General features: G+C 49.3%; 8 protein-coding genes. 2 read left to right on the top strand and 6 right to left on the bottom strand.

Annotated features, from left to right (window positions below; all coding sequences use genetic code 11):
- From AC1XTG_RS09045 to AC1XTG_RS09030, 4 genes are all read right to left on the bottom strand, one after another.
- The gene (locus AC1XTG_RS09045) at positions 1 to 954 is read right to left on the bottom strand and encodes a bifunctional metallophosphatase/5'-nucleotidase (RefSeq protein ID WP_484841729.1); all 954 of its coding nucleotides are present in this window, start codon (positions 952 to 954) and stop codon (positions 1 to 3) included.
- A complete protein-coding gene (locus AC1XTG_RS09040; RefSeq protein WP_484841728.1) occupies positions 926 to 1,690 on the bottom strand; it encodes a 5'-nucleotidase C-terminal domain-containing protein in 765 nt (254 codons plus the stop codon). The genes AC1XTG_RS09045 and AC1XTG_RS09040 overlap by 29 nt, the downstream gene beginning before the upstream one ends.
- A gap of 124 nt (positions 1,691 to 1,814) precedes the next feature.
- A complete protein-coding gene (locus AC1XTG_RS09035) occupies positions 1,815 to 3,401 on the bottom strand; it encodes a RagB/SusD family nutrient uptake outer membrane protein (protein WP_484841727.1) in 1,587 nt (528 codons plus the stop codon).
- Between the two features lie 14 nt (positions 3,402 to 3,415).
- Entirely contained in the window at positions 3,416 to 6,931 is a 3,516-nt protein-coding gene (locus AC1XTG_RS09030) for a SusC/RagA family TonB-linked outer membrane protein (protein WP_484841726.1), read from the bottom strand.
- 399 nt (positions 6,932 to 7,330) lie between these two features.
- Between AC1XTG_RS09030 and AC1XTG_RS09025 the strand changes: the two genes are divergently transcribed.
- Positions 7,331 to 7,726 (top strand): hypothetical protein, encoded by a 396-nt coding sequence (locus AC1XTG_RS09025; RefSeq protein WP_056289558.1) that lies wholly within the window; start codon positions 7,331 to 7,333, stop codon positions 7,724 to 7,726.
- A gap of 57 nt (positions 7,727 to 7,783) precedes the next feature.
- On the opposite strand, the gene AC1XTG_RS09020 is transcribed toward AC1XTG_RS09025, so the two are convergent.
- The gene (locus tag AC1XTG_RS09020; RefSeq protein WP_484841725.1) at positions 7,784 to 9,919 is read right to left on the bottom strand and encodes a M43 family zinc metalloprotease; all 2,136 of its coding nucleotides are present in this window, start codon (positions 9,917 to 9,919) and stop codon (positions 7,784 to 7,786) included.
- 157 nt (positions 9,920 to 10,076) lie between these two features.
- Between AC1XTG_RS09020 and dinB the strand changes: the two genes are divergently transcribed.
- Complete coding sequence (dinB, locus tag AC1XTG_RS09015; protein ID WP_056289560.1) at positions 10,077 to 11,171, top strand: DNA polymerase IV; 1,095 nt, start codon at positions 10,077 to 10,079, stop codon at positions 11,169 to 11,171.
- Here dinB and AC1XTG_RS09010 read toward each other — a convergent pair whose 3' ends face one another.
- Positions 11,172 to 12,350 carry a putative sensor domain DACNV-containing protein gene (locus AC1XTG_RS09010; RefSeq protein WP_056289562.1) on the bottom strand — a complete coding sequence of 393 codons (1,179 nt, stop codon included), beginning with the start codon at positions 12,348 to 12,350 and terminating at the stop codon, positions 11,172 to 11,174.
- Positions 12,351 to 12,506 lie beyond the last annotated feature (156 nt).

Raw genomic sequence — 12,506 nt, 5'->3', positions numbered from 1 at the left:
TTATACCCTGCCCTGACCGTGAATGGGATAAACGGAAGATACCATTTTCTGTCGCCCCGATTCCCTGTCAAAGAAGTAGTCAAGCCTTCCGAGATTAATTCCTGCAAATCCGACCTGATTGATGGTGGTCGGCTTTGCGTCGAGGTTCATCACCGCTTCGGGTGTTTTCATGAAAGTGTGCGTATGGCCACCAATAATCAGGTCAATGTTCCTCGTCGACCGGGCCAGGATCAAATCCGACACTTTATCATCCCGGTACTTATATCCCAAATGCGACAAACAAACCACGAGATCGCATTTAAGCTCATTTCTCAGCAAGCTGGCGGTTTCATTGGCTTTGGCAATGGGATCCAGGTACTGCGTTTCCAGGTAATTCTTTTTGTTGACCAAACCATGCAGCTGAATACCTAAACCAAATACACCCACCTTGACACCCTGTTTTTTAAATACCTGATAAGGCCGCGTTTTACCTTGCAGCTCGGTATTCTCAAAATTGTAGTTGCTTACCAGGAACGGAAAGTTGGCATGCGGGAGCTGTTTCGCAAAACCGGCTATCCCGTTGTCAAAATCGTGGTTCCCCATGGTGGCCGCATCGTAGCCCATCCGGCTCATTGCTACCATCTCCACCTCACCTCCGTATAAATTGAAATATGGTGTTCCCTGAAAAATATCGCCTGCGTCAAGCAGCAGCACATTGGGCTGTTCCTGTCTGATCTTTGTGATCAAAGCGGATCGTCTGGCCACGCCGCCGAGTCCCTGATTACGCGAGCCGTCCATTGGGAATGGTTCAATCTGGCTGTGCACATCGTTGGTGTGCAATATCGTAAGCTGGACCGTTGCATCTTTCCCGAAGGCAGTTAAGGGCGCAGATCCCAACCCCATGAATGCAGCCGCACCCAGACTTTTACGCAAAAATTCCCTCCTGCTATTCATTGACAATCGTGATTCTTCCATCGAGTTGGGCATTGATTTTCTTTCCCTGCCGGGTTAGTTCATTGATATAATCCAATAATGCATCGCGGACTTTCCTCCCGATATCTCTTCGCTCTACTCCTTTTTTAAGAAAGTCCAGTTCATCTCCGCCGTCGGCCAGGTAGTCGTAAGTGACCAATACGTAGGTTTTGTTTTTGTCCAGAGGCTGTCCCGCAATCTCGATATCAACTGCTTTTCCATTCCGGATCTTCATCCGCATTCCCGAGACCGGTTGTCCGTTTTTCTTTGCCACGAAATCAGCCAGCTCCTGCACATTATCCCCATTCAGTTTCAGGACAACAATTTCATTTTCAAATGGCATCAACTCGAAAACGTTGGAAACGGTAATATCGCCTTTTGTCCAGGTAGTCCGCAGGCCGCCTTTTGTCGCGAGCGCAAACTGTATCGAAGGCTCGCGCTTCATGCCTTCCGTCAGCATAAAGTCCGCGAAGAAGTTGCCGAGGAGCGTTTCCGGGTTTCCCGGCTTGGTAAGTGCCTGCTCCGTTTGCCCGATCACGCGGCTCATTTCAGCCTGCATTTTCTTTTTGTAAGGAAGGTAGTACTTCACCATCGAGGAGTCCTCGGCGGTCTGCTGATCAATGCTGTATTGTTTGTAGTCATTGCTGGAAACAGCAAGCTGCTTCTGGCAGGAAGCGAGGAGAAGCGTAGTCAGGAGCAGGATAAAAATACCTTTTCCTTTTTGAATAAAGGGAGTCATAACAACCATTTGTTACCTAAAAATAGCACGGAAAGTCCAAACAAATAGCGGCCGGACCGAATAGTTGTAACACTATTTCCTGGCCCGGCCGCTATTTGTCTTGTTATCAATGCAATTTCAATCCTTACCAACCCTGATTCTGCTGCAAATTTGGGTTTGCGTCGATTTGGGATTGCGGGATCGGGTAAATTTCAAGGCGCTCTGAGTACGGGATCAGAATGTTATCGACGATCTGATCTTCGGTCATTGCCGCTATCTCTTCTTTCAACGTTCCCCAGCGGCGGATATCGTACACCGTGTTGAACTCTCCGCTGAGTTCCAGTCGGCGTTCACGACGGATCGCAGCCCGCATTTCGGCCACGGTACCCGCCCGCAATGCAGAAGCTTTGGCCCTGGCACGGACACGGTTGACGAGCGGCAGCGCCTGCGCACTTTTGCCCGTTTCATTCAATGCTTCTGCCAGCATGAGCAGTACATCAGGAAAACGCATTTCAATCAAATCAGTGCTGTACCCCTGCACGGCAGAGCCGGCAGGACGTGCAACCCGCGCCAGCTTTCCGTAAGCAATTCCATACTTGAAATCATCGTGAGCGAAAGATGCATTGGTTCTTTTCACCACATAATTACCAAGTGTTGGGTTATAGATAATGCTGTCGCCCGGCTCCGCTCCCGCCCTGGCTGTGCCCTGGAATGTATACCTCGGAACCGTCGTAAAATCGCGTCGCTGATCTGTTTTTTCAAACAATTGATAAAAGCTGTAAGTCAGTCCGTAGTTGGTTTGTTCATCTCCATTTACCAATCCGGAAGGAAAAAGATTGAAAGGGAGGATACTTCCGTTCGGCTGTGAAGAATTGATAAAGTAGCCGAAGGAAAGTACGATTTCACGGTTGCGCTCATTGTCAAGCGAGAAAACATCCGTAAAGTCTGGTAGCAGCTCAAAATCATATTTTTCCTCATTCTCCGGTCCCACAAGCTGGCTGAGCATATCAACGGCTTTCTGATAATTTTCTGTCCGGTTCAATGGGCGGCCTGCCATTTGAAGGTACACTTTACCCAGCATTGCTTTGGCTGTTCCTGCCGACACGCGCCCCAGCTCAGCTCCTCCTCTCGAATCAGGTAGGTTTGCTTCGGCAAATGTGAGATCTGCGAGAATGGCGTCATAAACTGCCACATCGGTTGACCTGGGCGCAAATATCAGGTCTTCATCTTCCAGCGACTTGATTTCATCCAGAATCAGCGGCACACCGCCAAACAGCCTTACCAGATGAAAATACGCGTAAGCTCTTAGAAAACGAGCTTCGGCAATGTACGGATCGGCCTCTTCCTCTTCGCCCGGAACTGCCATTTTTGCATTCGCAATAACGGTATTAGCGCGGAAAATGATCTTGTAAAAACGGCTCCATACCGACTCGAATGCGGGTGAAGTCGCATTGTGCCCGAATCTGTAATAAGGGTCTGCGCCTGAGCCGAGGATACCTGCCGTAGCATAGCGGTGGCCCGATTCGGTCAGGTTGAAACGGTTGCTGATGTCCCCGAAATCGGGGGCGGTATAGGCGTGGTAAATGCCGATTGTCGCCTGATTCAGGCCGTCTTCATCTTTGAACACAACTTCCTTACTCAGCGACGAATATGGAGATTCTTCCAGATTCCCTTTGCAGGAAGCGAGCATCGTCAGCAAGGCCAGGACTGAAATCTTTATATGACTTTTCATAAGCTTTTGTCGGATTAGAAATTGCATGAGATACCGATGGTGTAGGAACGCTGCGTCGGATAGGCGCCATAATCAATCCCCTGCTGCAGCAGTGACTGTGCGTAGGAGCTTACCTCGGGATCAAAGCCTGTGTATTTGGTTAAAGTCCAGAGGTTGGTACCTGTTACAAATAGCCGCGGATTCTGAATGGGGCCAAGTCGCGGGAATGTGTACGAAAGACTCAGCATTTTAAGCCGCACAAAACTTCCGTCTTCCAGCATCGTGGAATTGATATCGCCCGACGCAATACCTCTCTGGATACCCGGATATTTAGGATCGTTGTGAGGATTAGCCTCCGTGTATCTTTTGTTAAACCAATCCTCCGACTGGTTGAAGCCGACGCCGCTGTACTCCACTACCCCATTCATAATGTAGAAGTTGGTGAGGTTCAGCACGTCATTACCAACAGAACCCGTAAACAATGCATTTACTGCCAGGTTCTTCCAGGTTAGATCGTATGTCCAGCCGAAAGTAAAGTCGGGATTGGACTTACCTAACACCACGCGATCGTCGGCAGTAATGATGTTGTCTTTGTTTGTGTCGTCGTAAATCCACGCGCCGTATATCGGGGTACCTGTGCTTCCAGCAGGCCGCGGGCCTTCGAATGTGGCGAAAGTAGGATTTCCGCTGGCGTCAAAGTCGGTGGTTTGCGTCAAGCCGGCGACTTTATACCCGAAAAACCGCCCTACTTCCTGTCCCGGCGTGAGGATACCGGATACACCACCGAGCAAGTTTCCATTCAAACTCACATAATCAGACTGGGTCCGCTCTCCCAAATCCACCAGGGTATTTACATTCCTTGAAATGTTCAGCCTCGTTGAGAAGGTTACATTCTTTTTCTGAATGATATTACCCGTGATACTCAGCTCAAAACCCCGGTTACGCATGGTACCGTAGTTGTCGATGATCGTACTCACGCCCGCCTGTGTCGGTACCCTTCTGGGTTGCAACAGGTCGGAGGTAACCTTGTTATAGTAATCAAAGCTGAAAACGAGCCGGTCTTTGGCAGTGTTAAAGTCAAAACCAAGGTTAAGCTGGCGCGTTCTTTCCCAGGAAAGGTTCGGGTTTGCAATGGTATTCGGGAAAATACCTGTTCCTATGACGGCCCCATCTCCCTGGGGTCCCATTTCGTAAAACCCGCTTGAATATTGCGATAGCGAGGAATAGGGAGCAATCGCCTGACTTCCTGTTTCACCCCACGAACCTCTGAGCTTGGTATTGGACACGAAAGTAACTCCTTTCATAAACTCTTCCTGATCGAGGTTCCAGGCCAGCGCGACGGATGGAAACACACCATATTTATTGTTCGCCGCAAATGCAGAAGCGCCGTCGATCCGCACCGAACTATTCAGTACATACCGGCCCTTGAAAGAGTAATTGGCACGCAAAAAGCCCGATTGGAGAATGCGTTTTTCCTTAAACGATCCGATCGCCTGAGACTGGGCACTACCGATGTTATCAATCCCGAAAAACGGTATATCATAGCCTGTTGCATTGGTGTTGACGATTTCAACAGTTTGGTCGTTATATTCCACACCAAGGGTTGTATTCAGATAATGATCCTTTTTGAACGTTTTCTCATACTGCATATAGGCGTTTACGTTGTAGCTGTATGTGTTCGAAGTATTGTTGCTTCCCTTTCCTTTTACCGGGTTTCCTTCTGCTGTAGTTGGAGGAAGAAACACCTTCCGGCGCGTCAGGTTCTGGTTTCCGGCGAGGCTCACGACCAGGCTGAACCCGTCTGTCAGCTTGAAGAAGTTCTCGATATTCAGGATCGAGTAGTCGCTTTGCGTCACGTCCGTTTTTGCAGTAAGCTCATTCACCGGATTGGAAAAGTAGTAGCCCGAATAGTTGGGAATACCCATACTGTTATTTCCAAGATAATCCAACTCCAATGTAGGCGCAGCACGCAGTCCGTCCATTAAACCACCCGAGCTTGGCCAGGCGCGCGAAGCAGTAACCGCGCGATTGGTCTTCTGGCGGCTGAATGAAACCTGTCCTTTTACAGTATACCAGTCATTGATTTCATTGTTAAGATTGACGCGCAAACTTGCCCGGTTGTTATCAGAATTGATAATCGTACCTTTTTCCTGTAAATAATTTCCGGAAATGTAGTAGGAAGATTTCGGACTGCCTCCCGACAAGCTGAGTGTTACATCTTCTCGGAAGCTGGGTTGTGTGATGGCGGCAACCCAGTCGGTATTCGTCATCGCACTGTCGAGATTTGCGAAAGGTGCATTGCGGCCTGTCAGCAGGTAACTCTCGTTGATCACCTGTGCATATTGTCTCGAATTCATCATTTTGATCGGGTTTGAAACCGAGCCGAATGAAGTTTTATTAACCAGCTCCACGCGACCTTCACCCCGCCTCCCTGATTTTGTAGTGATCAAAACCACCCCGTTTGCGCCCCGCGAACCGTAGATAGCAGTTGCAGAGGCATCTTTGAGGATCTCCATGCTTTCGATATCATTGGGGTTAATACCATAAAGGCCGTTTTGCGAAGTAGCGCCGGTGAAATTGGCCCCTGCTTCGCGGTAAGGCGGCATAGGAAAACCGTCAATTACATAAAGCGGCTCATTATTACCGCTGAGTGAGTTGTTACCCCTGATCCGCACAACCGTAGCTGCGCCGGGTTCGCCCGAAGTTTCGGTTACCTGCACGCCGGTAGCTCGTCCCTGTATCGCCTGGTCCACCGTGTTGATCACAGCCGACTTATATTCTGTACCCGATACCCTGGAAGTTGAACTAGCAAGGTCGCGTTTGCTTTGCGCACCATACCCCACAACCACTACCTCCTTCAAAGCTTTTGCCTCGGGCAGAAGCTGAACATTGAATGTAGTCTGGTTGCCGATCGGCGTTTCTTTCTTGGTAAAACCTACGAAGCTGTAAACCAGCGTACCACCGTTTGCGGGCACTTTCATCTGAAATGACCCATCGGGTTCCGTGATCGCCTGGATCTGTGTTCCTTTTACCAAAACGGCCACACCGGGCATTCCTGAGCCTTTTTCATCTACTACCTTCCCTTTAATGGACCTGGCATCCGGGCCAAGTTCCTGGGAGGCAGGGCTGGCGATAGCTGAGTCGGCGGGCTGTGCCGCAGGTTGACCGGGCTGTGCGGCGGGTTGTGCCGGCTGCGTTGCAGGCTGGCTTTTTGTTCCGAGGCTATCCGGACGTGCCGGTGAGGCAGTGGAGTCGGTCAATGCAGCTGCTTTTTTAGTCGTATCGGGAGGTGTTGTTGGCTTTACCAGCGGATCAAAACTCTGTAAAGATTTGGCCGGTGCTGTCGCCGGTTTGTTTGCTGAGTCAGCGGGTATCTTTGGTTTTGGGAGGGTATCAGCGGCCGGCCTGGCTGCCGGTTGCGGGATGGTAGAATCCGGCTTTGCTTTTCGGCTTGTGTCTGGAGTAACCTGTTGTGCGTGAGTGTTGTTGACCTTGAATAAAAACAACAGCAGGCAAACCAAACCGATCCTCAGAAAAATGAACGTGCCCATAGCGGAGCTACGCCCACTTAATCGTCGAGTTCTTTGCATATTGATCTTTGGCTAGGTGAGAGGACATTGTCCTTTTTGTTTGAGTTACCTAGCCGAGGGCAAAAATCGTACCGCTATGTTCCCGGCGGTTATAAAAATGCATTTCCCGGCAGCTGGGCGCTATTTTAAAAAGATCCTTAAAAACCTTCCATTTGCTAACTGTTGCTGCTATATGCAACACCTTTTCTCACTGTCGCATTAGGCTGTCGGTATGTATTTTGTACATTGGGAAATAATGGCGAAAGCCAACTCATTAATTTTTGGAAACAATAAGCTTCCGATTACATTTGCTAAACTCCCATGGTTCGTTTGGGACTATATTGCTTTTTTGTAAAAGGAGTTCAAGAAAACAGCTTCGAAATGCGCCAGGAACAACTGCTTACCGCCGACTATATTGATTCTCAGATAGGAAATGTAATTGAATATTACGTTCGCTGGGAGTTTGAAGAAGACCCTTTCTACGGGAAAGCCAGAATTAAAGGACTGGTGGACGATGATTCGGGAGGATTAAAAATCATTTGCGACATCATTGAAGGAAGTGACCTGGAAGTGGCCTACGAAGAAGAGGAGATCTTCATGCTGTCGGACAATCACCCCATTTACACAGGTACCCTTCCCGAAATTTACTCGGCCAACTGGGTAAGTACCGACGGAAAGAAAAAGAAGCAGATCTTTATCGCCCCTGAAAACGAGAATGCGAGAGATTTTGCGATTTCTCAGACAAACAGCAAGGTGATCGTCAAGAGAATATATTAATTCGGAAGATAACAATGCACGAAAGGCGCGGCATCAATTGCCGCGCCTTTCGTGTTTTTATTCTTTTACAATCTTTTTGGTCAGAACCCGATCTTCAAATTCAGCTTTGATAATGTACAACCCTGAGGAATAATTCGTCAGATTGAAATCATACACATTTGTAGCGACCTCTCCGGTAACCAGTCGCTCCGCTACTTTCTGACCTGCTGCATTGTACACGGCGACTGATTTCAAACCAACCGGATGCGGGTAAAACTGAACGGAGAAAATGCCCGTTGTAGGGTTCGGTGAAACCAGGAAGCCTGCCTCTTTCAGATTCGGGTTGATAGTCACTGTGCGTACATTGACATCGTCGAGATAAATATCATTTTCATTTCCATTGCTGTTCAGAAATGCGATCAGTATCTCACCCTGGCCGATAAATTCGCTGATATCAATTTCTTCCCGCCTCCATTCATTCGCCGCGGGCGTAAATGCAATGCGGGTAGCTGCATTTCTGGTCACCAGACTTGATCCCCACTTCCTGTAAACACTCCGGTAAGTTTGGCCGCAATCCGTGCTGACCAGTACCTGCAAAGTGTCCCATACGTTGCTTTGTACCGACGGGTTCGTATAAGTTGCCGCGGCCAGCTGGAAGGAAACGAACGCAGAGTCAGTACCTGAGATGTTCACTGTCGCCAGGCGCAGGTAGTCGCGTTGTCCTATCGCATCATTGTTAAAATTGGAAATACGAACCGATGCACTGCCGGTTTTTGCTGCCGCATTTGTTTTCTCCCAGGTTGATCCATTATCCGCATTCACGATATCCCAGCCGCGCGGCGGGAAAAGACTTTCGAAACTCTCGCTGATCGGAGGAGTGAAAGGTTCGTAGTAAATGAAGTCGAGCGACAATGCATCGTTGGATGTATCTTCATCCTCTGCTCCGTTCGGATTCGATGTTGAAATGGTCAGCACGTGATTACCTTCGCCGGTTGTCAGTGCTGAAAGCGTCACGGTTGCTTGCTCATAGGTATCCAGTGAGCCTGTCCAGCGATAGGTCTGCGGGGTTCCGTTGTCGATTACCGCACTGATAGTTAACGACGTAAGCGTTTCACTTCCCCTGTTTTCAATAATAATGCGTGGAGTAAATGTGTTGGTACAAATGCGCTGGTCAGGCTGTGTGATCGACTGAATGGATGCGTCTTTGGCTTTCAGATTAACCGGCGTACAACCATTGGATTCGGCCAGCAATGCACGGTAAGTTTCAAAAGCCGATTCCATTCTCACAACCTGCTGATTGGTAAACATCAGCAAACAAGCATCCGGTGTGTAATCCATGTAATTCTGGTACATAATGCCCGGAGCCGACGGTGTGCATTGATCAGTCACAATGCCGCTTCTGCATGTATTGGTACTCCCCGACTGGTTTGGTGTATCGGCTACCTCATCACTTCCCGAGCAGGAATCGTTATCATCACCCCAGATGTGGTACAGGTTGAAATAGTGGCCCAGCTCGTGTGTTAGTGTTTTTCCCTGGTTATACCCGGTAGTTACCCCGCCCGGCAAAGAACCGTAATCCACCACCACACCTTGTTCATCTTTAACTCCGTCATCGGGAAAAGTAGCATAGCCCAGGGTGGAATTGGACAGATCACATATCCATATATTAAGGTACTTGTCCGTGTCCCATGCGTCCGCCCCACCCGATTCGGCGTGTTTGACAAGATTGGTTGTATAGTCAAAAGTGGACCGGTTGGTTGTATAACGTACAATTCCATTCGCAGGCAGATTATCGGGCGTGCGCTGCGCAAGGCAGAACTTGATTCCCGATTGTCCGAAGAGCGAGCGAAAATGAGCAGGAATGCGGCTTGCTCCCGCATTCAGGCCGGCATAATCTTTATTGATCGTGTCCAGCTGCGCCTGGATCTGCGCGTCGGTTACCTGCGACTGCCGGCTGAGAACAACATGAAAAACGACGGGTATAGTCACTTCGGAAGTTGTCCGCATTGACTTTCCCGATTGAATGCGGGCACTAATGATTTGTTTTAACCGAGCTTCCCGCTGGTCAAACATCAGCTTCAATGCAGGCTGTGCAGTAAAACGCTGGTTAAGCAGCTCCATGGTCCCGCATCTTTCCTGGCCGGCGACGGGTACCATGATAATTGAAAAAAGCAGGCAAAACAGGTACGTAATCCGGGGTATAAAATATTGCATTGAGTGTTAGAGGAACGTTGGCGAATGTTGGGCCCGGCATTCAGGCACAAAGTCTTAATGGATTACGAAAAATATTTAGCGAACGATGCGAATTGTAAAACATTTAATTTGTTTTTAACATTAAAAGTATTCCAATTTCCTAATACCAGCATTGAAGATGCCGGCAGCTCCAAGAAAAATCATTCACATTGACATGGACGCATTTTACGCTTCCGTTGAACAGCGCGATTTCCCCGAATACCGGGGAAAACCACTGGCTGTGGGTGGCTCGCCAACCGGCAGAGGCGTAGTGGCTACCGCGAGCTATGAAGCACGCAAATTTGGCGTACGATCTGCAATGCCGTCGCGGCAGGCCATCCAGCTTTGTCCGCAGATCATTTTTGTGTCTCCTCGGTTTGAAGTGTACAAAGCTGCTTCCCGCAAAATACGTGAGATTTTCTCCCGCTATACCGATCTGATCGAACCACTTTCACTCGATGAAGCTTACCTGGATGTGACCGAAGACAAGCTGCAAATCGGATCGGCTATGGAAATTGCGAAGCGGATCAAACAGGAGATCAAAGAGGAACTGCAACTCACCGCTTCTGCCGGGGTGTCGGTCAACAAGTTTGTGGCGAAAATCGCTTCCGACCTCAACAAACCCGACGGACTTACCTTCATTGGTCCTTCCAAAATTGAAAGCTTTATGCATACGCTGCCAGTCGAGAAGTTTCATGGCGTGGGTAAGGTTACTGCGGACAAAATGAAGGCAATGGGACTTTTTACCGGAGGCGATCTCAAAGCATTAACCGAAGAAGAGCTGACGCGCAGGTTTGGCAAAAGCGGACAGTTCTTTTATAAAATCGTGAGAGGAATTGACGAACGGGAAGTGCAGACCCACCGGGAAACAAAGTCGCTGGGCGCGGAAGATACATTTACCTACGACCTTACCACGCCGGAAGAAATGTACAAAGAGCTGGACCGGATTGGTGAAACGGTTGTGAACAGATTGAAGAAAAACCAGCTGCAGGGACGCACTGTCACTTTAAAGATCAAGTTCAGCGACTTTACACAAATTACCAGGAACCAGTCTTTCACTAAGCCGATCTCAGATTTTGACAGCATTGTAGAAACCGCCCGGGCGCTGCTCGATAAGGTAGATATGAATGAAAAGCCTGTGCGGCTGCTGGGTATCTCACTGTCTAATTTTCACGAGCCCGAAGTAAGAAGCCGGAAACCCCGTGATCCCGAACAGCTGGAATTATTCCCGTGATTAAAGCAGCAATGCATCCACACGGTGCGCCTGCACTTTTTCCTCGCAGCTCGACCATGAAAATATCGTAAACCTGCCGTCTTGCGAAGCGACGAGCGCAATAGCGTCGTGCTGATCGTGGACAAACTGCGCTGCCGATAAATGCCTGGTACCACCCGTTTGCACAGGATGCACGACCATTCCTTCGTTGCCGATAATTGGTTCGGTCACAATAATCTCTTCTACCGGGAAACCATCCGCAGCGCGACCGATCTTGGCGCCAAATGCGAGCAGTTCGTAGCTGTCATTGATTATTGTAGCTCCGTCTACGGCAGTAAGTCCGGCCATATTATGGATCGCCGGGCTGAATTGTGTCTGCCAGGAAATAGGGTTAGGCTCTTTGAGATAGCCTCTGTACAGCTCTGCCAGCTCAGAGAATGCGGGCTGAACGTGATAGGTAATGGGATGTATAATGGACTTCCGCCACGTCTCGGTGCCGGTAGGTACCACCAGCAAAATACCGCCGCGTTCATGGGCGCGCATTGAAACCGCCAGCTGGACCAGCAGATTAGGCGAGTCGTTCCACATGTTTGGTGAACGGAAACCCATCATAGAATTCACCACCGAGGGGCAGTCTCTTACTTTGGCGCTTTCCTCATTCACAATTTTCACCTGGTCTCCTTTGAGCACAGCCACATTGACGAACTTACCCAACCCATCCACACGCCGGTGCTTGATCACCAGCATGCCGGGCTCGATCACTTCGAGTACAAAGCACAAGCCCGGGATTACGCGGGTCGTACCCCAGATGCGCAGCTCGCCTCCTTCTGTCCAGACTCCCAAATGGATTCCCGAACGCTCTACGGCCGGCGCAAGCTTGGTAAGTGTATTGGCCGAAAGTGGCAATGTTTCCGCGAAAACAAGCGGGTGCTCCGCGTCGCGCGGCGGCAGGTATGCAATCGAAACTTTCGGTGATCTCCCCTCCTCTTTTCGCAAGCTCGCCCAGAAAGTGGTGTCTACAATTGCTTCTATGGTTTTGCGATCGGGCTTTGGCGCGAGGTCCTGTTCGTAGTATCGGCTGACGGCACTGTGGTGTTTTTCAAAGTGGCTGACCACTTGCTCTGCGATCTCACGGGCAGCTTTATAGGTGGTCGTCGGATATAACTCGCTTGCGTCGAAAGTGAATTCGGTATTGAGCATTGTGAAACGATTAGACGGTCGGAGAAAAGTGAATGTTCCGGAGAGAACCTCGGTTTAGTACAACAAACAAAGACTGCCCTGAAAAAGTTAGATCACGAAAAAAATTAAGGAATGTTTTGTTCGTTCATGCAACCATTGAGTATTTTTTTTCACACA

It is taken from the genome of Dyadobacter sp. HNCC25DJ183, from assembly GCF_056895175.1.
The sequence above is the reverse complement of the archived record's forward strand: the minus strand, read 5'-3'. Positions and strand labels throughout refer to the sequence as shown.